The 19,741-nt window shown below is 64.2% G+C and carries 19 protein-coding genes and 2 pseudogenes; 11 read left to right on the forward strand and 10 right to left on the reverse strand.

The genetic code is table 11. The features are described from left to right. Nucleotides 1-291 precede the first annotated feature (291 nt). The 6 genes and pseudogenes from NKI49_RS09405 to cimA all read left to right on the forward strand — a co-directional run. Nucleotides 292-420 (forward strand): annotated as a pseudogene (locus NKI49_RS09405) (endonuclease domain-containing protein); the annotation flags it as partial. After that, nucleotides 417-803 carry a VOC family protein gene (locus NKI49_RS09410; protein WP_352607917.1) on the forward strand — a complete coding sequence of 129 codons (387 nt, stop codon included), beginning with the start codon at nt 417-419 and terminating at the stop codon, nt 801-803. The pseudogene NKI49_RS09405 and the gene NKI49_RS09410, both read left to right, overlap by 4 nt. 6 nt (nt 804-809) lie before the next feature. Next, nucleotides 810-1,301, forward strand: a complete 492-nt coding sequence (locus NKI49_RS09415) for a GFA family protein (RefSeq protein WP_352607920.1) — start codon at nt 810-812, stop codon at nt 1,299-1,301. Continuing rightward, a complete protein-coding gene (locus NKI49_RS09420; RefSeq protein ID WP_352607922.1) occupies nt 1,298-1,774 on the forward strand; it encodes a GFA family protein in 477 nt (158 codons plus the stop codon). The genes NKI49_RS09415 and NKI49_RS09420 overlap by 4 nt, the downstream gene beginning before the upstream one ends. Next, nucleotides 1,771-2,721, forward strand: coding sequence for a prolyl aminopeptidase (gene pip / locus NKI49_RS09425; RefSeq protein WP_352607924.1), 951 nt, complete (start codon nt 1,771-1,773; stop codon nt 2,719-2,721). The genes NKI49_RS09420 and pip overlap by 4 nt, the downstream gene beginning before the upstream one ends. 205 nt (nt 2,722-2,926) lie before the next feature. Beyond that, nucleotides 2,927-4,549 (forward strand): citramalate synthase, encoded by a 1,623-nt coding sequence (cimA, locus tag NKI49_RS09430; protein ID WP_352607926.1) that lies wholly within the window; start codon nt 2,927-2,929, stop codon nt 4,547-4,549. A 42-nt stretch (nt 4,550-4,591) separates the two neighbouring features. Here the strand turns inward: cimA and NKI49_RS09435 are convergent, their stop codons facing one another. Then, entirely contained in the window at nt 4,592-5,410 is an 819-nt protein-coding gene (locus NKI49_RS09435; protein WP_027026362.1) for a CDP-alcohol phosphatidyltransferase family protein, read from the reverse strand. Nucleotides 5,411-5,413: 3 nt separating this feature from the next. Further along, nucleotides 5,414-6,112, reverse strand: coding sequence for a phosphatidylserine decarboxylase (locus tag NKI49_RS09440; RefSeq protein ID WP_352607929.1), 699 nt, complete (start codon nt 6,110-6,112; stop codon nt 5,414-5,416). A 243-nt stretch (nt 6,113-6,355) separates the two neighbouring features. On the opposite strand from NKI49_RS09440, the gene NKI49_RS09445 reads away from it, so the two are divergent. After that, nucleotides 6,356-7,222: an SMP-30/gluconolactonase/LRE family protein gene (locus tag NKI49_RS09445; RefSeq protein ID WP_352607931.1), complete on the forward strand. Its 867-nt coding sequence runs from the start codon at nt 6,356-6,358 to the stop codon at nt 7,220-7,222. On the opposite strand, the gene NKI49_RS09450 is transcribed toward NKI49_RS09445, so the two are convergent. The 4 genes from NKI49_RS09450 to NKI49_RS09465 form a co-directional block, all read right to left on the reverse strand. Next, nucleotides 7,219-7,560 carry an antibiotic biosynthesis monooxygenase gene (locus tag NKI49_RS09450; protein WP_352607933.1) on the reverse strand — a complete coding sequence of 114 codons (342 nt, stop codon included), beginning with the start codon at nt 7,558-7,560 and terminating at the stop codon, nt 7,219-7,221. The two genes, NKI49_RS09445 and NKI49_RS09450, sit on opposite strands and share 4 nt — an antisense overlap. 105 nt (nt 7,561-7,665) lie before the next feature. After that, a complete protein-coding gene (locus NKI49_RS09455) occupies nt 7,666-9,552 on the reverse strand; it encodes an ABCB family ABC transporter ATP-binding protein/permease (protein ID WP_352607935.1) in 1,887 nt (628 codons plus the stop codon). Nucleotides 9,553-9,577: 25 nt separating this feature from the next. Continuing rightward, entirely contained in the window at nt 9,578-9,925 is a 348-nt protein-coding gene (locus NKI49_RS09460; protein ID WP_352607937.1) for an ArsR/SmtB family transcription factor, read from the reverse strand. A gap of 121 nt (nt 9,926-10,046) precedes the next feature. Further along, nucleotides 10,047-11,525, reverse strand: a complete 1,479-nt coding sequence (locus NKI49_RS09465; protein WP_352607939.1) for a LysM peptidoglycan-binding domain-containing protein — start codon at nt 11,523-11,525, stop codon at nt 10,047-10,049. A gap of 116 nt (nt 11,526-11,641) precedes the next feature. On the opposite strand from NKI49_RS09465, the gene NKI49_RS09470 reads away from it, so the two are divergent. Then, nucleotides 11,642-12,253, forward strand: a complete 612-nt coding sequence (locus tag NKI49_RS09470; protein WP_352607941.1) for an LOG family protein — start codon at nt 11,642-11,644, stop codon at nt 12,251-12,253. Between the two features lie 54 nt (nt 12,254-12,307). On the opposite strand, the gene NKI49_RS09475 is transcribed toward NKI49_RS09470, so the two are convergent. Beyond that, on the reverse strand, nt 12,308-13,198 hold the full coding sequence (locus tag NKI49_RS09475) for a LysR substrate-binding domain-containing protein (RefSeq protein ID WP_352607943.1): 891 nt from the start codon (nt 13,196-13,198) through the stop codon (nt 12,308-12,310). Nucleotides 13,199-13,308: 110 nt separating this feature from the next. On the opposite strand from NKI49_RS09475, the gene NKI49_RS09480 reads away from it, so the two are divergent. Together NKI49_RS09480 and NKI49_RS09485 are read left to right on the forward strand one after the other, a co-directional pair. Next, a complete protein-coding gene (locus tag NKI49_RS09480) occupies nt 13,309-13,599 on the forward strand; it encodes a muconolactone Delta-isomerase family protein (RefSeq protein ID WP_352607945.1) in 291 nt (96 codons plus the stop codon). A 162-nt stretch (nt 13,600-13,761) separates the two neighbouring features. Then, nucleotides 13,762-14,760: a transporter gene (locus tag NKI49_RS09485; protein WP_352607947.1), complete on the forward strand. Its 999-nt coding sequence runs from the start codon at nt 13,762-13,764 to the stop codon at nt 14,758-14,760. Here NKI49_RS09485 and rarD read toward each other — a convergent pair. The 3 genes from rarD to NKI49_RS09500 form a co-directional block, all read right to left on the reverse strand. Beyond that, nucleotides 14,738-15,670, reverse strand: coding sequence for an EamA family transporter RarD (gene rarD, locus NKI49_RS09490; RefSeq protein ID WP_352607949.1), 933 nt, complete (start codon nt 15,668-15,670; stop codon nt 14,738-14,740). The two genes, NKI49_RS09485 and rarD, sit on opposite strands and share 23 nt — an antisense overlap. A 206-nt stretch (nt 15,671-15,876) precedes the next feature. Beyond that, nucleotides 15,877-18,099, reverse strand: coding sequence for an AMP-binding protein (locus tag NKI49_RS09495; protein ID WP_352607951.1), 2,223 nt, complete (start codon nt 18,097-18,099; stop codon nt 15,877-15,879). Between the two features lie 132 nt (nt 18,100-18,231). After that, entirely contained in the window at nt 18,232-18,639 is a 408-nt protein-coding gene (locus NKI49_RS09500; RefSeq protein ID WP_352607953.1) for a tautomerase family protein, read from the reverse strand. Between the two features lie 113 nt (nt 18,640-18,752). Here NKI49_RS09500 and NKI49_RS09505 point away from each other — a divergent pair. Next, nucleotides 18,753-19,604: pseudogene (locus tag NKI49_RS09505) on the forward strand (LysR substrate-binding domain-containing protein); the annotation flags it as partial. Nucleotides 19,605-19,741 lie beyond the last annotated feature (137 nt).

The raw sequence follows: 19,741 nt of genomic DNA on the forward strand, positions 1-19,741 counted from the left end.
ACGTTTCCGCTTGTTCGCTTTGACTCCTCTCTTTTCCCGAGCGCACAGTGGTCTCAAGCCGACAGGCCGGCGGGGCAGCGCCCCCCTCTGTCCTGCCGGACATCTCCCCCACAAGGGGGGAGATCGGTAGCTTCGTCGACTGCGCTGCCTTTGCGACGCTGGAGATTGGCGAAAGCCGCCATGACGGCCAATCTCCCCCCAAGTGGGGGAGATGTCCGGCAGGACAGAGGGGGGCGCCATAGAACACGAACCGCAATAAGCTTCGAAACTGTCAGGAGGCTCTCGCCGGTGCTCCTGCGCTTCTGGAACGACGACGTCATTCGCGATATCGACAATGTCTGCCAGCATATCGTGATCGAGGCCGGTTTGGCCGCAGCTGAAATGCCGGTGGGCGAACCAGCAAGGGAGTCCGTTTCATGATCGACCATCTCGGTATCACCGTTGCCGATTTCGATGCTTCGAAGGCTTTCTACGACAGGGCGATGGCGCCGCTGGGGGCGGCGCTGCTTTATATGGTGCCGCAGGAATACACTGGCGGTGCCAAGGTCGGCGGCTATGGCCGCGAGCGGCCGGTGTTCTGGCTGCATGCCGGTAAGGACAAGCCCAGGGCCCATCAGCACGTCGCCTTCACCGCGCGCAGCCGCGCCGAGGTCGATGCGTTCCATCTCGCGGCCCTTGCTGCTGGTGGCAAGGACAATGGTGCGCCGGGGCTGCGCCCGCACTATCACCCGAATTATTACGGCGCCTTCGTTTTCGATCCGGACGGCAACAATGTCGAGGCCGTCTGTCATGATCCGGAGTGAGACGTGATGAGCCTCGACAACAGGCCGGTCTACACAGGCGGCTGCCAGTGCGGCGCGGTGCGCTTCCGCGTCGAAGGCGCGCTCGGCGAAGCCTCGATCTGCCACTGCCGCATGTGCCAGAAGGCGTTCGGCTCGTTTTATGCGCCGCTGGTCTCGGTGCGCGGCGCCAAGCTCGACTGGACCCGCGGCGAGCCGAAATACTTCCGTTCGTCCAACCATGTCCAGCGTGGTTTTTGCGCCGATTGCGGCACGCCTCTGACCTTCACCGCGCCCGACGGGGTCGGCCTCGCCATTGGCGCGTTCGACAATCCGGCCGAAATCGTGCCGGTGGTCCAGTGGGGCACGGAAGCAAAGCTCCCCTACGTCGACACCATCCCGCAATTGCCGGGTGAGGACACGATGGCCGACATCGACTCGGCCCCCTATCTGGCTGATCTCGTTTCCTATCAGCATCCTGACCACGACACCGAGCAATGGCCGCCGGAGAAGATATCATGACCGAAACCGTTCGAACCGGCGGCTGCCAGTGCGGCGCCGTGCGCTTCCGCATCAAGGGCGCGCTCGGACGCCCGTCGATCTGCCATTGCCGCATGTGCCAGAAACAGTTCGGCTCCTTCTTCGGTGCGCTGGTGACGGTGCCGCAAGACGGCGTCGAATGGACTCACGAAGAGCCGAGCTATTTCCAATCCTCGGTCAATATCGATCGCGGCTTCTGCGCCCGCTGCGGCACGCCGCTGACCTACCGGCAGCCGGGCGGCTTGGAGATCGCCATCGGCGCCTTCGATGACCGTTCGGACCTGGCGCCGCAAATCCAGGTCAACTACGCCGCGCGGCTGCCCTGGGTGGAGACAATCTTCAAGGCGCCGGTCCATGACGATCCCGACTATTACGCCAGGCAGGAGCAGATCATCTCCTTCCAGCATCCAGATCACGAGATGGCCAACTGGCCGCAGCAAGGCCTTAAACTATGAGCTTACGCACCCTCTACCCCGAGATCGAACCGTTTGACTCGGGCATGCTCGATGTCGGCGACGGCCACATGGTTTATTGGGAACGTTCCGGCACGAAGGGCGCCAAGCCGGCGGTGTTCCTGCATGGCGGTCCGGGCGGCACCATCTCGCCAAAACACCGGCGGCTGTTCGACCCGAAACTTTACGACATCATCCTGTTCGACCAGCGCGGCTGTGGGAAATCGACGCCAAACGCCTCGCTCGAAGCCAACACCACCTGGTATCTCGTGACCGATATCGAACGCCTGCGCGAGATGGCTGGGTTTGACACATGGCTGGTTTTCGGCGGCTCCTGGGGCTCGACACTGGCGCTCGCCTATGCCGAAACCCACCCGGATCGCGTCAGCGAACTGGTGGTGCGCGGCATCTATACGCTGACCCGTGCGGAACTCGAATGGTATTATCAGTTCGGCGTGTCCGAGATGTTTCCCGACAAGTGGGAACGTTTCGTGGCGCCAATCCCCGAGGCCGAGCGCGGCGACATGATGGCGGCCTATCGCAAGCGGCTGGTCGGGTCCGACCGCAAGGCGCAACTGGAAGCGGCGCTCGCCTGGAGCCTGTGGGAAGGCGAGACGATCACGCTGCTGCCGGAGCCGGAAACCAGCGGCAAGTTTGGCGAGGACGACTATGCCATCGCCTTTGCCCGCATCGAGAACCACTATTTCGTCCATGCCGGCTGGCTGGACGAGGGACAGCTGCTGCGCGATGCGCACAAGCTCAAGGACATCCCCGGCACCATCGTTCATGGCCGCTATGACATGCCGTGCCCGGCGAAATACGCCTGGGCCCTGCACAAGGCTTGGCCGAAGGCGGATTTTCACCTGATCGAGGGCGCCGGCCATTCCTATTCGGAGCCCGGGATTTTGGACCGGCTGATCCGCGCGACGGATGGGTTTGCGGGGAAATAACCATGCAGGTTCGTGCACTACGGCGCCCCCCTCTGTCCTGCCGGACATCTCCCCCACTTGGGGGGAGATTGGCAGCTTCGGCCATGTCGCTCGCCGTGCAGCGCTGGAGATTAGCGAAAGCCGGTGTGCGGTTCGATCTCCCCCCTTGTGGGGGAGATGTCCAGCAGGACAGAGGGGGGCGCGAAGGATCGCGGCCTTTCGAGCTATGACCATGACAAAGCAACGCCTCTTCCTCTTCGACACGACCCTGCGCGACGGCCAGCAGACGCCCGGCATCGACTTCTCGGTCGAGGACAAGATCGCGATTGCAAAACTGCTTGATGAATTCGGTATGGATTATGTCGAGGGCGGCTATCCCGGCGCCAATCCGACCGACACGGCCTTCTTCCAGGAGAAGCGCACGGCGAACGCCAAATTCGTCGCCTTCGGCATGACCAAACGGGCAGGGGTGTCGGCCTCCAACGATCCCGGCCTTGCGGCGCTTGTGCAATCGAAATCCGATGCCATCTGCTTCGTCGCCAAGAGCTGGGACTATCACGTTAGAGTCGCGCTCGGTTGCACCAACGAGGAGAATCTGGAGTCGATCAAGACTTCGGTCGAGGCGGCGATCGCTTCCGGCAAGGAAGCGATGGTCGACTGCGAGCATTTCTTCGATGGTTTCAAGGCCAATCCGGATTATGCGCTCGCCTGCGCCAAGACCGCCCATGATGCCGGTGCGCGCTGGGTGGTGCTGTGTGACACCAATGGCGGCACGCAGCCCTCGGAAATCCGCGCTGTCGTCGAGCGGGTGATTGCCTCCGGCATTCCCGGCAACAGCCTCGGCATTCATGCCCACGATGATACCGGCCAGGCGGTGGCGAATTCGCTAGCCGCCGTCGAGGCCGGCGTGCGCCAGATCCAGGGCACGCTGAACGGCATCGGGGAACGCTGCGGCAACGCCAATCTGATCTCCATCGTCCCGACGCTGGCGCTGAAGCCGGCCTTCGCCGATCGCTTCGAGACGGGCATTTCAGCCGAAGCGCTCATGGGCATCTCCAGGCTCTCTCGCGCTTTCGATGAACTCCTCAACCGGGCGCCTGAAGCCCAGGCACCCTATGTCGGCGCCTCGGCCTTCGCCACCAAAGCCGGCATCCATGCCTCCGCACTTGCCAAGGAGCCGGCGACCTATGAGCATGTCCCCCCCGAAGCGGTCGGCAACCGCCGCCGCGTCATGGTCTCCGACCAGGGCGGCAAGGCCAATTTCCTTGCCGAGCTGAAGCGGCGCGGCATCGATGTGCCGAGGGACGATCATCGGCTCGATGCGCTGATCGCTGTCGTCAAGGAGCGCGAGGCCTCGGGCTATGCCTATGAAGGCGCCGACGCTTCTTTCGAGCTGCTCGCGCGTAAGATGCTGCAGGGATTGCCGGAGTTTTTCAACGTCACCTCCTTCCGCTGCATGGTCGAGCGCCGCTTCGATGCCAACGGCCAGCTGAAGACGGTCTCCGAAGCGATCGTCAAGGTGCTGGTCGACGGCGAGGAGAAGATGTCCGTGGCCGAGGGGCATGGCCCGGTCAACGCACTCGACATCGCGCTGCGCAAGGATCTCGGCAAGTACCAGAGCGAAATCGCCGATCTCGAGCTCGCCGACTTCAAGGTGCGTATCCTCAATGGCGGCACCGAGGCGATCACCCGCGTGCTGATCGAATCGCATGACGGCACCGGCGCGCGCTGGTGGACGGTCGGCGTTTCTGAAAACATCATAGACGCCTCGTTCCAGGCGCTGATGGATTCGATCGTCTACAAGCTGATGAAGAACCGGGAAATGGCGGGACTGGTGGCTGCGGAGTGATGCGCGAAGCAGTCAGAGGCTGAGGTCGCCCTCCGATCCAGCCTATCCAATGTCCGAAGGCGGCACCTTCTCGCCTTCAAGCTTGGCGCGCTTGGAATAGGCGCGCACGCTGAACGGCAGGAAGATCAGGTAACCGGCGACCGAAGCGGTCAGCGTGTACCAGGGATAAGTCATCAGCAAGAGGACGTAGAGCACGACGCCAAGGATGATCGGCAGCACCCGGTCGCCCGGGATCTTGAGGCTCTTGCCGGAATAGACCGGCAACCGGCTGACCAGCAGGAAGGCGACCAGGACGGTGAATCCAGTGGCAACGAAGGCGGCGGGGCGGCTGGGCTCCAGCCCGAGGCGCAGGAAATAGAGATAGAGCGGCAGCATTACCAGCACCGCGCCCGCCGGTGCCGGCACGCCGACGAAATATTCGCTCTGCCATATCGGGCGTTCGCCTTTCTCGTCGTCGAGCACGTTGAAACGGGCGAGCCGTAGCCCGCAGGCGATGGCGAACAGAAGGGCTGCGATCCAGCCCGGCGAGCCGGCGCGGTCGAGCAGGAAGGCATAAAGCACCAGCGCGGGCGCTACGCCGAAATTGACGATATCGGCCAGCGAATCCATCTGCGCGCCGAATTTCGAGGTCGCCTTCAGCATCCGCGCCAGGCGGCCGTCAATGCCGTCGAGGAACGCCGCGAGCAGCACCATCACCACCGCCGGCTCAAAGCGGCCTTCGAAGCCGAAGCGGATACCGGACAGGCCGGCACAGATGGCAAGCACGGTGACCAGATTGGGCAGCACCATGCGCATGGGGATTTCGCGGATGCGCGGGCCTCCGCTGCCGTGAGCCTCGAACTTCTTGTATTGCGTGCCCACCGGTCAGGAAACCCGCACGAGGGGCGTGCCGGCGACGCCGCCGAATTCGGCCAGCACGGTTTCGCCGCCGACCGCCGTCTGGCCGACGGCCACACGCGGCGTGGCGCTCAAAGGCAGGAACACGTCGACGCGCGAGCCGAAGCGGATCAGCCCGAAACGTTCGCCGATGCCGATAGAACCGCCGGCCTCGGCCCAGCAGACGATGCGTCGCGCCACCAGGCCGGCGATCTGCACCGCGGCAACCGTGCCGTTGGGGCTTTCTATCACGAGCCCGTTGCGCTCGTTCTCGGTGCTGGCCTTGTCGAGTTCGGCATTGAGGAATTTTCCGGGCCGATGTTCGATCCTGGCAATGCGGCCGCGCACCGGAGCGCGGTTCACATGGCAGGAAAAGACGTTCATGAACACCGAGATGCGGGTCATTTCGATATTGCCCAGGCCAAGCTCACGCGGCGGCACCGCCGGTCCGACCGCCGAGACGATGCCATCGGCGGGACTGATCACCAGGCGGTCGTCGACCGGGGTGACGCGCTCGGGATCGCGGAAGAAATAGACGCACCATGCGGTCAGGATAAGGCCGATCCAGAACAGGATCGAAGAAAAATAGCCGAGGAAAAGCGTCGCCGCGCCAAAGGCCGCGATGAAGGGGTAGCCTTCGCGATGGATCGGTACGAACGCGTTCTTGACCGTATCGACAAGGCTCATCGGGCTGGGGCGGGCTCCGTTTCAAGTCCGGCCTCAATAGCCGAAAGCCCTCATCGCCGCAACGCAACAATAGCGGAGACCGCATTGGCCGCAGCTTGAAGAGGTGGCGGTGTGCAACGGCAGGAGGGTGCGAAAAGCGACAAGGCGGTGTAGGAACCAGGGCTGCTCGTCCGTCCTTGGTGAGACGACGCCTCTCACGGCCATCTCGGCCATGATGCCGTGCGCAACAAGGAGTTCTCGCAGATGCAGAAACCACCAGTCCCTAAAACGCGTCTCGTTACCTCCGGCCTCGCTTTCGGCGAGTCGCCGCGCTGGCATGATGGACGCCTGTGGGTCTGCAACTGGGGTACGGGCGAGATCGTCGCGGTCGGTGCAGGCGGCAACAGCGAACTCATGCTCACCTTACCGGCTGTGCTGCCCTACTCCATCGACTGGTTGCCGGACGGCCGTCTGCTCGTCGTGTCCGGCCGCGAAGGCTTGCTGCTGCGGCAGGAAGCCGACGGCGCCCTCGTCGTCCATGCAGATTTGCGTGCCCTTTCGACAAGTCCGTGGAACGAGATCGTGGTCGATGGCCGCGGCAACATCTATGTCAACGGCGGCGGGCCGGCGCCGGCTCCCGGCCAGCATTTCGGTCCGGGTACCATCGTGCTGATCACGCCGGACGGCGCAGTCCGGCAAGTGGCGGAAGATATCGCGTTTGCCAACGGCATGACCGTGACGCCGGACAACAGGACGCTGATCGTTGCCGAATCCCACGCCAACCGGTTGACGGCGTTCGACATCGCAGCCGACGGCGCCTTGTCCAAACGCCGCGTCTGGGCCGATCTCGACGGCTATCCCGACGGCATCTGCCTCGATGCAGAAGGGGCGATTTGGTATGCAGACGTACCGAACAAACACTGCGTGCGGGTGCGCGAAGGCGGGGCAGTGTTGCAGACGGTCGCTGTCGATCGCGGTTGCTTTGCCTGCATGCTGGGCGGTGCGGGCAGGCAAACGCTGTTCATCGTCGCTGCCGAATGGCGAGGATTCGAGCACATGACGGGGGATGCCCGCACCGGCCAGGTGCTCGGCGTTGGAGCCCCGGCACCTGGCGTTGGCTGGCCTGGCTAGAGCCCGGGCACTCGCCGATAGTTGGCGATATCAGCCCGCACGCCGAGCCGGGCGATCGTCTCCTTCGGGTCGAAGGCGATGCGCTCATGCGCTGCCTTGACGATCGGCACCACCTGGTCGACGGCCGCCTGGCTTTCCCATTCGACGATGGTAACGAGGTTGAACTCGCCGGGGCCGGAGAATTGCTCGAGCAGGAAATCCTGCACGAAACCATCCTGCCGGCGCAGCAATTCATGCGTTGTCCTGACTTTGGCGAGTATTTCCTCGCGGGCGGCGGCGGGGACGACAAACTTGTCCACCCTGAACACGCTGCCGCCATTCTGATTTTTCTTGCTCATCTTGATTGTTCCGTTCCTGGATGTTCGCGGGCTCCAAGGACGGCGTACAATCTCAACCAAAGTTGAGGTCAAGCGGAATTTCAGGAAATTGGCGCTCCAAAATTCCTACGACATCTCCGACGTCCGCCGGCGGACGACGACGCCGAGTTCGTCGCTCTCGCGGGCGATGCGCAGCCGCTCCTCGGCCTCCGTCGCCTCGCGCTGGCGATCCCACATCGAGGCGTAGAGGCCGTGCGCGCGCATCAGCTCGGCATGGGTGCCGCGCTCGGCGATCTGGCCGTCCTTGAGCACGATGATTTCGTCGGCGGAGATCACCGTCGACAGACGGTGGGCGATGACGATGGTGGTGCGGCCCTTGCTGACAAGATCGAGTGCGGCCTGGATCTCCTGCTCGGTGTGGCTGTCCAGCGCGGAAGTGGCTTCATCGAGCATCAGGACCGGCGGCGCCTTGAGGATGGTGCGGGCGATCGCCACGCGCTGCTTCTCGCCACCGGAAAGCTTCAGGCCGCGCTCGCCGACCATGGACTTATAGCCGTCGGGAAGCTTGTCGATGAACGGGCCGATCTGGGCAAGTTCGGCCGCCTTGCGCACCTCGTCCTCGCTGGCGCCGACCCGGCCGTAGCGGATGTTATAGGCGATGGTGTCGTTGAAGAGCACCGTGTCCTGCGGCACCATGCCGAGCACGGCGCGCAGGCTTTCCTGCGTCACGTCACGAATGTCCTGGCCATCGATCAGCACCTGGCCGGCCTGCACGTCGTAGAAGCGGAACAGCAGCCGCGAGATGGTGGATTTGCCGGCGCCTGACGGACCGACGATGGCGACCGTCTTGCCGGCCGGCACTTCGAAACTGACACCCTTCAGGATCTTGCGGTTCGGATCATAGGAGAAATGCACGTCGCGGAACTCGACCTTGCCGGCGCCGACGACCAAGGGCCTTGCATCGGGCTTGTCGACGATCTCCTGCGGCACGTCGAGCAGGTCGAACATGTGCTCGATATCGGTCAGCCCCTGGCGGATTTCGCGGTAGATGAAGCCGATGAAGTTGAGCGGCACGGAAAGCTGCACCAGCATGGCATTGATGAAGACGAAATCGCCGACCGACTGCGTGCCGGCCTGTACCTCGAGCGCCGACATGCACATGACGACCACCGTGCCGAGGCCGAAGATGACGCCCTGGCCGAAGTTCAGCCAGCCGAGCGAGGTCCAGGTCCTTGTGGCGGCGAGCTCGTAACGCGCCATCGAGCGGTCGAAGCGCTCGGCTTCCATCGCTTCATTGGTGAAATACTTGACCGTCTCGAAATTCAGCAGCGAATCGATTGCCTTGGTGTTGGCGTCGGTGTCGCTGTCGTTCATGTCGCGGCGGATCGAGATGCGCCAGTCGCTGGCCTTGACCGTGAACCACACATAGACGCAGACGGTGAGCGCCACCACGGCCACGTATTTCCATCCATAGGTGAAGGCGAAGATGCCGGCCGTCAGGGAGAATTCGAGAATGGTCGGCGCCGTGTTCAGCATGATGAAGCGCACGATCGTCTCGATGCCCTTGGTGCCGCGCTCGATGATGCGCGACAGGCCGCCAGTGCGGCGCTCCAGATGAAAGCGCAGCGACAACTGGTGCATATGGACGAAGGTGCGGAAGGCGAGCTGGCGCACCGCATGCTGGCCGACGCGGGCAAACAGCGCGTCGCGCAGCTGGTTGAAGCCGAGCTGCACCAGGCGCAGCACATTATAGGCGATGACCAGCATCACTGGGGCGAGTAGGAAAGAGGGCAGCGGCGGCGGCGTCTTGGCGGCGCCGGCCAACGCATCGGTCGCCCATTTGAAGAAATAGGGGCCGGCGACCAGCGTTACCTTGGCGACGACCAGCAGCAGCGTCGCCCAGGTGACCCGCGCCCTGAGGTCGGCGCGATCGGCCGGCCACATGTAGGGCCAGAGATTGCGCAATGTGGCGAGCGTCGTGCCGGATTCGGCGGATACGGTTTTTTCGGCCACTTTTCTTGCCTTTCAGGTGAGGGGGTCAGCGGCCGGAGCAGCAGGAATCGACGAGCGCGTTCAGCGATGCCGATATTTCGGTGAGCGCGGCACGATCGACCGCATAGCGCGACCGCTGGCGGTCTGGCTCGAACCGGACCAGACCGGCCTCGACCAGCACCTTCAGGTGCTGGGAGACCGTGGACTGCGCCAGATCGAGGCGGTCGACGACTTCACGGCAGCAGCAGGAATGGCTGGCCGATAGGTGTTTGATGATTTCGATCCGCGCCGGGTGCGAAAGCGCCGCCAGCCGGGCGGCAACGGCACGGCTATCCGCTGCAGCGCTTTCCGGCGAGCCGCAGCCGCCGGCTGTTTCAATGAGGGATTCGGTCATCGTCCATCGGCGATAAACGATGAGTGTGTATCGGGCAAGCTACGCCGATGGGTAGATAGTATCTGCGTGGCGTTCGAACTTCCCCAAGGGGAGATTGCGCACTCCCCTGCAGGCGCGAAGCCTACTGCGTCTTGGTGGGCGCCGTCGTTGCCTGCTCGCCCATCGCCTTGAGGTCGGCGGCTTCGCCTTCCTTTGACTTTTCCGGGACCTTGAACACCTGCCCCGGCCAGATGCGATCGGGATCGGTGATCTGATCCTGGTTGGCGAGGTAGATGGTCGAATAGCGCATGCCGTGGCCGTAGACGCGCCGCGAGATCCGCCACAGCGTGTCGTGGCGACGGATGATAATGGCGCTGTCGGCATGCTCGAGCTTGGGCGCCACGGTCTCGGGCACATCGCTTGGCGGCGTTGCCGCTGCGACAGCGGCCGGAGCCTTGGCACCGGGTGCTGCCGGCGCGGTGGGAGCCGGTGCGGGTTGTGCCTTCTCGGCGGCAATTGCGGGTGCCGGAGCGGCAGGCGCTTGCCCAGCAGACACGACCGGCTTTGCTTGGGCGGGCTTGGGCTTCACCGGCGCCACGGCGGCGACCGATTCGCCGGGTTCGCGCTCGAACGGCACGGCGGCGCGAGCCACCACCTTCACGCCGTCGGCGTCCAGACCGTCGACACGGATGGTGTAGCTGCCGACCGGAATGTCGCGCGCCGCCTCGACGAGGAAATGACCGTCCGGCGACGTCTTGGCATCGCCGAGCAGGATATCGTTGGCGTAGGCGCGTACCTTGCGGCCCGGATCGGCGACGCCGGCGACAAAGATCTTGCTGCCGTCGATCTCGACCGCCTCGACTACGATCTTGGGTTCGGCGAGTGCTGCGGGCGGCGTGGCTGATGCCGTCACGCCAGGTGCCGCTTCGACGGCGGCTGGTGCCGGTGTCGTTGCGGCCGGCGCCTCCGCTGCCGGCGTGGCGGCCTGGTCACCGGCAGCCGGTGCGGATGGTTTGGCTCCGGGTGCCGGCACAGTGAGCAATTCAGCCGGCTTGCCCGGCTCCTCGACCATGGCCAGCACCTGGCCGGCCGCATTGGCCGGAACCGAGACGACGGCGGTCTGCGCCGAAGCGGTCACGATATCGCCGGTCGTCGAGCGCAGTGCGATTGTATAGTCGCCAGGCTTCAATGGATCGTCGAGCACGATGACGAAGGCGCCATCGGCACCCGCGACCGTCGAGCCGAGCACGATCGTGCCGTTGAGAATCTCGACCTTCGAGTTAGGCGTCGCATTGCCGGCAATGACGATCGAACCGTTGCTTTCGACGCGCACGACGTCGAAAGTCGGTGCGATCGGACCAGCGGCGGGTGCAGCGGGCGCCGCTGGAGCCGTCGTCTGCGGCGCCGCGGCGGGAGCGGCCGGCACCGCCACCGCCGGCAGCCTCGCCTCGGTGCCGGGTTCGGCGGACGTAGGCGCCGCGGGCGGCGTCAAGGCCGCCACTTCCGCCGGCGGCGTGCGGCCGAGATACGGGTCGAGTGCGCCCGATACATAGGCGGTTCCCGCGGCCGCGACGGTCCCACCCGCCGCGAACAAGAACGCCTTCAATGGATTAATTGCCATATTTCCCTACCCCTTAGCCACCTAACGCCCGGTCTAGCCTGTTTTGCATAGGCCGACAAGAAAAAGCCCGCCCCAGGGCTTGACCGCGCTTTCAGACCCAATCACCAATCATCGGCATGAACACGATTCGATCCGTCTGCGTCTATTGCGGCTCGTCTCCGGGCCGCGATGAAACCTATGCCAAGGCCGGGCACCTGCTTGGCCGCTCGATTGCGCGCTCAGGCCTCAGGCTGATCTATGGCGGCGGCACCAAGGGGATCATGGGTGCCGTTGCCGATGGCGCGCTCAAGGCCGGGGGCAAGGTCACCGGCATTATCCCGCGCTTCCTGATCAACAGGGAGGCAACCGAAACCGCGCTTGACCGGCTCGACGAATTGTTGATCACCGACAACATGCACGAGCGCAAACACAGGATGTTCGAAAAATCCGACGCCTTTGTGGCGCTGCCGGGCGGCATCGGCACGGTCGAGGAGATCGTCGAGATCATGACTTGGGCGCAGCTCGGCCATCATCGCAAACCGATCGTCTTCGGTAATATCGGCGGATTCTGGGATCCGATGCTGGCGTTGCTGGATCACATGGCGACCGAGGGCTTCATTCACACCGCGCAACGGGTCAAGCCGCTGGTCGTCAACGACCCCGAAGCAATCGTCGCGGCCATCATGGTGGCAGGCTCATCCGTCGACGCGCCGACCGAGGGCGTGCAGTCGGTGATAGATAAGATGTGAGGGAGTAGGGATAGGCAGTAGGCAGTAGGCAGTAGGGAATATGTGAAATATTCCCTATTCCCTATTCGCTACTGCCTTCCTCAGATCCGCGATCACGGTTCGTCGATCATGGCGCCGCCAGGCAAGATGGATCGAAACCGCGCGTTCGAACCATGGCAGGTCGCGGAACACGATCCGCGGCGGTGCCGCGGCGCGCAGGCTGGCCTGTACTGTCGCCAGGCCAAGCCCGGCGCTGACCAGGCCAAGCGACGTCAACGGATCGGCCGTCTCATAGGCGATGTCGGGCATGAAACCGGCCTTGGCGCAGGCGGCCAGGAATTGGGCGCGGTTGGTGTCGTCGGGCTGGCGCACAACGGTGATCCAGGCGCGACCGTCCAGATGGGCCGGGCAGAGGTCGGCGACATTGGCGAGCGCATCGCCCTGCGGTATCGCCAGCACCAGCGGCTCGCGCTGGACCAGCGTCGAGGCGATGTCGGGATCGTCATTCGCAGGCGGCGAATAGACGAGGCCGAGATCGAGCGTGCGCTGGCGCAATTCCTCCAGTTGCGCGGCCGAACGCTGGCTCAGCAGCCGCAGATGGAGTTCGGGCCGGTCCCGGCGGAACTGTCCAAGCATCTGGCTGAGCACCCCGGCATGCACCGCTCCCTCGACATAGCCGATGGCGAGGTGCCCTGCCGCGCCAGTCGCAAGGTCGCGACCGAGCTCCTCCAGGCGTTTCGCACTGGCAAGCAGTGCCCTTGCCTCGCCGAGAAAGGCGCGGCCCTCGGCGTTGAGATGAACCCGCTGCCTGGCTCTTTCGAACAAGGCGACGCCCAATTGCGCCTCGAGCTGCATGACCTGCCGGCTGAGCGGCGACTGGGAAATGTGCAGGATTTCGGCGGCGCGACCGACATTGCCGGTTTCGGCAACAGTGACGAAGTAGCGGAGCTGGCGCAGGTCGAACATTTTTTCTCCGAGGCTTCAAGTCCCAATAGGTCTTAACTTTATCCTAATCAGTCTTGGACAGTCTGACCAGTCGAGGCGATAGTCGGTCATCCCAACCAAAGGAGACCGCCATGCAGTTCTTCGCCCTTCTTGCCCGCAACACCGAAAAGTTCACCGATGCCGATTTCGCACCGCTTCTGCCCGGCGAGGCCGAGCAACGGCGCACGCTCTATGCCGAAGGCGTCGTGCGTCAGGTCTGGAACCGTGGCGACATTCCCGGCAGCGGCATGATGTTCGAGGCCGTCAGCGACGCCGACGTGCGTAGCCACCTCGCCACCTTGCCACTGGTCAAGGCGGGCATGATGGACATTGCCGCAATCGTGCCTCTCAATCCGTATCCCGGGTTTGGGCCCAAGCGCTGAATGGCAAAATCGTCGGCGGCGGCGCATGCGCTGCCGCTCGACGCATTGTGATCTGCTGTCAAGAAACCGTCACACGAAACCGGCTTCGCTCGTGCTAGAACTTGCGGCCACGCGCCCGCCGTGCGGCGCCGCTCCCGAAAACCGCATCTGGCAACCGCGTCCATGGATATCGCTCTCGCCCCGGAAGGCACCGACCTGTCGCCTTACCTGCCCGACGAGCACGGGCTGTTCTTCATCTACCACTTTACCGCCGAGGGCGCGCGGACCAAGGACGCGGCCGCCGCGCACTGGACATGGCGCAGCTATCAGCTCTCCGACATGCGTGCGCGCCATGAGATCGGCGCCGATCAGGCTTTGCCGGCACCGGTACGCGAGGCCTTCCTGTCCGCCAGCCATGGTTGTCACATCGACCTCGAGGATGACTGGCTCTATGGCGACCTGCCGGACCTGCGCCACGACTATTCGGCGGAAGCCCGCGGACTTGGCCATTTCCGCTTCGCCCTCAACGACACCATGCTGGTCGGCGCCCGCAAGCAGCCGCTTCAGTCGGTCGACAACATCCGCAAGGCGATCGAGAACGGCTCCCGCAAATTCCGTTCGCCGGCCGAACTGATCGAGGCGGTTGTGGGCCAGTCGTTCGACGGCATGGCGGCGGAACTTGCCGCACTCGGCGACAGTCTCGACGGCATCGAGGATCGCATCGTTTGCGACGCATGGCACAATGAGCGGCAGGCGCTGGTCGACGAACGACGGCACCTGGTGGTGATCCACCGGCAGATGGCGACGCTGACCAATCTGTTTCGCCATCTTGACCATTCGCACCGCAACGACCTGCCCGATTCGATCAACGACATGGCGGCGCGGCTCTCGCATCGGGCACATACGCTGCACTATGACGGCGAGCAGTTGCAGGCGCGCGCCCGGCTTTTGCAGGACGAACTGATGGCCAAGCTGACGACGCAGTCGAACCGGCTGCTCTACGTGCTGTCGGTGATGACGGCGGTGCTGTTGCCGATGACCATCATTTCCGGCCTTTTCGGCATGAATGTCGGCGGCTTGCCGTTGGTCGACACGCCGATGGGCTTCTGGGTGGTGACGGCGGTGTCGATGCTGATCGCGGGAGCGACCTATCTTTTCGTCAGGCGGCTCGGACAGATGTAGCGGCAGCCCGGCGAGCGGTGACCAGCATCGACCAGGAATAGACCGCCAGTGCTGCCCAGATCAGGGCGAAGGCGATGGCCTGGGTGGTACCGAACGGCTCATTGAAGATCAGAACCGCGATCAGGAACACCATGGTCGGCGCGATGTACTGCATGATGCCGATGGTGGAGAGCCGCAGCAGCTTGGCGCCGAATGCGAACAACAGCAGCGGCACCGACGTGATGGGGCCACAGCCCATAAGCAACGCCATGTCGGTGGCATTGCTGGATACGATGTGATCCTGCCCGGTCGTTATGAGATAGCCGATGTAGCCCAGGGCCGGCACCGACAGCAGAAGCACTTCGAGCAGGAACCCCTGGCTCGGGCCGATCGGCAGCGTCTTGCGGAAGAAGCCGTAGGCGGCGAACGAAAACGCCAATGCCAGCGACACCCAGGGCAGCTTGCCACCCTCGATCGTCAGCACCGCGACGGCGATCGCGGCCAGCACGACCGCCGCGATCTGCAGCCGGTCGAGCCGTTCGCCGAGCAGCAGCGCGCCGACGACGACGCTGACCAGCGGGTTGATGTAGTAGCCGAGCGCGGTCTCGACGGTGCGGTCGACGGCTATCGCCCAGACATAGATGCCCCAGTTGACCGAAATCAGCGCCGCCGTCAGCGCGGCCATCGAAATGGTGCGCGGCGAGCGAATTGCCGCCTTGAAATCCGCCGTGCGGCCGGCCCAGACCAGGACCGCCGCGGCGATCGGCACCGACCAGACGATTCGGTGGGCGATCACCTCGGCAAGCGGCAGATGGGCGACCGCCTTCATGTAGAACGGCAACAGTCCCCATAGAAGATAAGCGCCCAGCGCCAAAAGAAAGCCGCGGCGGGTTTTTGTATCTGCTTCGAGGGCGATTGCATCGGTGGCCATGGACCAACGCTATGGCCCAGCAATGCCGGCAAGACCATCGCAAAGTTCTGATGGATCAATGGACTCTTGCTGATGGTTCAAGGTGGTTCGCACACAAGCATCGCACGATGGCATTCCTTCGCGCATGTGGGGAATGTCCGGCGGGACAGAAGGGGGGCGCTGTTCAGCGGCGTTTGCAAGAGTTCCGTCCCGCAACCGTCCCTGTTCTACGCCGCCATGCCTAGCCCCAGCCTGTCGATCGCCAACCTTCTGGTCGATACATAGTCGGTCTTGCCCGATCCCAGCACCGGGATCTCTTCCACCTTGACGATGTCGTTGGGAACCATCAGTTCGGCCGCGCCCGCTTTTTTGCCGAACTGGCGCAGTTCCTCCGCGCTGGCATCGTCGGCGGTGGTGACCAGCACGATGCGCTCGCCGCGTCTTTTGTCCGGCACCGCCACCGCCGCGTGGCGCTCTTCCGGCCATAGCGACTGCACCAGCATCTCGACCGCGCCCAGCGACACCATCTCGCCGGCGATCTTGGCGAAGCGCTTGGCACGGCCGCGAATGGTGATGAAGCCTTCGCGGTCGACGGCGACGATGTCGCCCGTATCGTGCCAGCCGGTCAGCGGCTGCAGCTCACCGGGCCGGTCCGCTGTCATGTAGCCCATCATCAGGTTCGGTCCGTCGAGCCATAGTTGGCCGGCGTCGCTGATGCCCTCGACCGGTTCCAGCTTCATGCGCATGGCCGGTAAAAGCCGCCCGACCGTGCCGTCGCGGCCGTGGATCGCGGTGTTGACGGCAACGACGGGTGCGGCCTCGGTCAGCCCGAAGCCTTCGATGATCTCGGCCTGGAAGCGCTCGCGGTAGGTGCGGCGGGTTTCCGGCTTCACCGCCTCGGCGCCGGCGACAACGAAGCGCAGGCTGGAAAAGTCGCCGTCCTTTGCGGTGCGTGCGTAGTTGGCGAGGAACGTGTCGGTGCCGAACATGACGGTCGGCTTCGCCTTGCGCGCGACCTCGGGGATGATCTTGTAGTGGAGCGGCGAGGGGTAGAGGAACAGCCTAACGCCCGTGACCAGCGGCAGGATGGTGCCGCCCGTCAAGCCGAAGGAATGGAATACCGGCAGCACGTTGAGCAGGATATCGGCCGGCGAGATGGTGATGCGCGCCTCAGCCTGCATTGCGTTGGCAAGCAGGTTCCTGTGCGACAGCACCACAGCTTTGGGCGTGCCTTCCGAGCCCGAGGTGAAGAGGATGACTGCCGGCTTGGCACCGTCCTGCCGCTGTAACGGCAAGCGCCACAGCAAGGCAGCGGCAAGCTTGTCCAGCGCGGCGACGCTGTCGCGCACATCCTCCAGCCATAGGAGCCTGGCGCCGCCCTCTTCGACTGCCGCCACGATGTCGGCGAGGTCAGCTTTCTCGACGAAGGCGCGCGACGAAACGACGGTGCGGATCATCGCGGTGCGAACGGCGGCGGTTACGCTTGCCGGTCCGGCCGTGTAATTGATCATCGCCGCCACCCGGCCGGCCGACAAAAGCCCGACGAAAGACAGCACGACGCCGTTGGCGTTGGGCAGCATCAGGCCGACTGCCTCGCCCAGCGCCGTCGCAGCCTCGAAACGCCTGCCCAGGACCCGCGCGCCGATGAACATCCTGCGGTAGCTCAGCGAACCGGAGATGACGTCCTCGATGATCGGGTGCGAGGCGCCGACCCTGGTTGCGGCATCGCGGATGGCCAGGAACAGGCCACGATCGAGATCGGTGCCGAAAAGCCGCGCCTCGGCGACACGATCGAACAGCGCGTTAGTGTTCGAAGCCTGGTCCGGGTTGCGCGCCACCAGCTCGGCGATTGTCATCGGCTCCAGAACGCTGATCGACAGTCGCGGAAACCAGTGTCGCGGTGCCTTGTCCGCCGGCGTCAGCGACACTGGCAGGCTGCGCGCGCCGGCGACGAAGATCGGCACGATGCGGGCGTCGGCTTGCATGGCGATACGGGTGACGGCGCGAAACAGGCGAAACGTCTTGACGTCGGGCTCGACCGCATCCGGCAGATAGACGGCGAGCCGTCCCTTGCCCTTCAGCACGCGCACCAGCCGCCGGCTGACGAAGATATGTTCGGCGTTGAAGGCGATGGTGCGCCCAAGCTCGCGCCACGGCTCGAGCCATGGCGACCGCGCCGAGACCTCGTCGAGAATATGCAGTGTGTCGTCCGGCAGCAGCGACAGCATCAGCGCCGGCTCGAAGCGCGATTGGTGCGAGATGACATAGATGACAGGCACCTGCGCCTTGCGGGCGATCGTGATGCGGCTGTCGCCGATCCGGTAGGCGAGTTTGAACGGCACATAGAGCAGCGCCTGGGTGAAGCGCAGGCCGAGGCGGAATTTCTCCACCACGCCGATCAGCAGCCAAGCCAGGACAAGACCCGCAAGCAGCGCCAGTGTCAGGATCATGCCGCATCTCTCCCAACGATTTTTAGCATCGCGGCTCTTTTGCGGCCGCGTCGGCCAGACCCTAGACCATGTGGGGGCAAGGTCAATGCGGAGCTTCTTTCTTCTCTCGCAAGCGAGGAAGGGAAGAATGCGCTATGCCGCCCTCAACTTGCCACTGATGAAACGGAATTCCTGTGTCTTGCCGCCATAGCCATAGGCGGCAGCCGGCACTTCATGCACGAAAGCGTAGCTTTCCTCGTGCACGCCGCCCAGCAGGCTGCCGAAGGCGGCGAAGATCGCCTTGAGATAGGCTTCCAGCTCAAGCTTGGTGTTGGTGCCGTCGACGACCTTGATATCCAGCCAGAACGTCTTGGTGCCGTGCTCGGCAAGCGACTTGCCGCCGGCGAACCAGTGCTGCGGGTCGATATAGGTGACAGCGACCGCGGTGATCGTCGGATCCTTGCGCAACTGCGTGGCGGTGATTTCAGTCACCTGCCTGGCGATGCTGGCGGACAGAGCGGCGTCGGGTTGACCGGTGATGCTGATATTGATGATGGGCATTTTTCTTCTCCTGGGTTGGGACCGGCGTCGTTTGCCGTTGGGAGCACGATGCCATCATCCTTGAGTTGGAAAAATCGAATTGTTTTAAACGAAAGATTCGATACGGTCGAATTATGGAAACGCTCGATCCCGATCTGCTCAGAACTTTCCTTGCTTTCGTCGACAGCGGCTCACTGGCGCAGGCGGCGTCACACGTCGGCCGTTCACCCTCGGCGGTAACCGCTCAGATGCAGCGGCTTGAGGAGATCGTCGGCGAACCGCTTTTGATGCCACAAGGCAGGGGTCGCGGGTTGACGCCGGCTGGCGAGGACCTCGTTAGCCATGCAAGGCGCATCCTGGCCGCGCATCGCGAGGCGTGGCTGGCGCTGAAAGGAGCACGGGCTGCCGGGCGCGTCGCCATTGGCACGACGCAGGATTTCGCCGACAGCGGCTTGCCGGATCTGCTGCGCGCCTTCGCCGTCGGTCATCCGCGCGTCAGGATCGAACTGCGGGTCGGCCGCTCCGCTGAACTGGCGCAGGCGCTGCAGGGAGGCAGCCTCGATCTGGCGATCGTGATGCGCCACACCCCGGCGCCGGACGAGGTCGGCGTGTTGCGTGAACCGATGATATGGTTGTGTTCGCAAAAAGGGCTGGCCTCGCGACAGGAGGAGTTGCCGCTCGCGCTGCTCGATCCCCACTGCGGCTTTCGCGAGGCCGCGCTCGCATCGCTGGATGCGGCCGGCCGCCGCTATCGCATCGCTGCTGGCAGCGCCAGTCTGGCCGGGTTGCGAACCGCCGTGAACGCCGGTGTGGCGCTGACGCTGCGAACCGCGCGCTTTGCCCATTCCGGCATTGTCGAGGCTTCGCGCGAATTCGCCCTGCCGAGGGTTCCGGTGGCTGAGTTCGCGATCCGGCTGCGCGCCGGCGCCGACCGTCCCGCTGGCGATCTGGCGGCGCTGCTCAGCGGCAGCCTGGCTCTTCATGGGCCACCGGGCGAACCGCCGCGCAACCAACACGATGGCAATCGGGATAGGGGGGAACCTCGCGGTTCCTCCCCTCCCACACCACCTTGCATACGGGTCCGTACAGGGCGGTTCGGTTGGTTATGCGGCTTTGGCCGGCG

This window comes from Mesorhizobium sp. M0587 (assembly GCF_040320945.1).
Classification (GTDB): domain Bacteria; phylum Pseudomonadota; class Alphaproteobacteria; order Rhizobiales; family Rhizobiaceae; genus Mesorhizobium.

Bases quoted from the DNA above. Each gene is read 5' to 3' on its own strand.
- NKI49_RS09460 (WP_352607937.1), bottom strand. From the start codon at position 9,925: ATGACCGAATCCCTCATTGAAACAGCCGGCGGCTGCGGCTCGCCGGAA.
- NKI49_RS09450 (WP_352607933.1), bottom strand. From the start codon at position 7,560: ATGAGCAAGAAAAATCAGAATGGCGGCAGCGTGTTCAGGGTGGACAAG.
- NKI49_RS09475 (WP_352607943.1), bottom strand. From the start codon at position 13,198: ATGTTCGACCTGCGCCAGCTCCGCTACTTCGTCACTGTTGCCGAAACC.
- NKI49_RS09420 (WP_352607922.1), top strand. From the start codon at position 1,298: ATGACCGAAACCGTTCGAACCGGCGGCTGCCAGTGCGGCGCCGTGCGC.
- NKI49_RS09465 (WP_352607939.1), bottom strand. From the start codon at position 11,525: ATGGCAATTAATCCATTGAAGGCGTTCTTGTTCGCGGCGGGTGGGACC.
- pip (WP_352607924.1), top strand. From the start codon at position 1,771: ATGAGCTTACGCACCCTCTACCCCGAGATCGAACCGTTTGACTCGGGC.
- NKI49_RS09470 (WP_352607941.1), top strand. From the start codon at position 11,642: ATGAACACGATTCGATCCGTCTGCGTCTATTGCGGCTCGTCTCCGGGC.
- cimA (WP_352607926.1), top strand. From the start codon at position 2,927: ATGACCATGACAAAGCAACGCCTCTTCCTCTTCGACACGACCCTGCGC.
- NKI49_RS09480 (WP_352607945.1), top strand. From the start codon at position 13,309: ATGCAGTTCTTCGCCCTTCTTGCCCGCAACACCGAAAAGTTCACCGAT.
- NKI49_RS09500 (WP_352607953.1), bottom strand. From the start codon at position 18,639: ATGCCCATCATCAATATCAGCATCACCGGTCAACCCGACGCCGCTCTG.
- NKI49_RS09410 (WP_352607917.1), top strand. From the start codon at position 417: ATGATCGACCATCTCGGTATCACCGTTGCCGATTTCGATGCTTCGAAG.
- NKI49_RS09415 (WP_352607920.1), top strand. From the start codon at position 810: ATGAGCCTCGACAACAGGCCGGTCTACACAGGCGGCTGCCAGTGCGGC.
- NKI49_RS09485 (WP_352607947.1), top strand. From the start codon at position 13,762: ATGGATATCGCTCTCGCCCCGGAAGGCACCGACCTGTCGCCTTACCTG.
- NKI49_RS09495 (WP_352607951.1), bottom strand. From the start codon at position 18,099: ATGATCCTGACACTGGCGCTGCTTGCGGGTCTTGTCCTGGCTTGGCTG.
- rarD (WP_352607949.1), bottom strand. From the start codon at position 15,670: ATGGCCACCGATGCAATCGCCCTCGAAGCAGATACAAAAACCCGCCGC.
- NKI49_RS09445 (WP_352607931.1), top strand. From the start codon at position 6,356: ATGCAGAAACCACCAGTCCCTAAAACGCGTCTCGTTACCTCCGGCCTC.
- NKI49_RS09440 (WP_352607929.1), bottom strand. From the start codon at position 6,112: ATGAGCCTTGTCGATACGGTCAAGAACGCGTTCGTACCGATCCATCGC.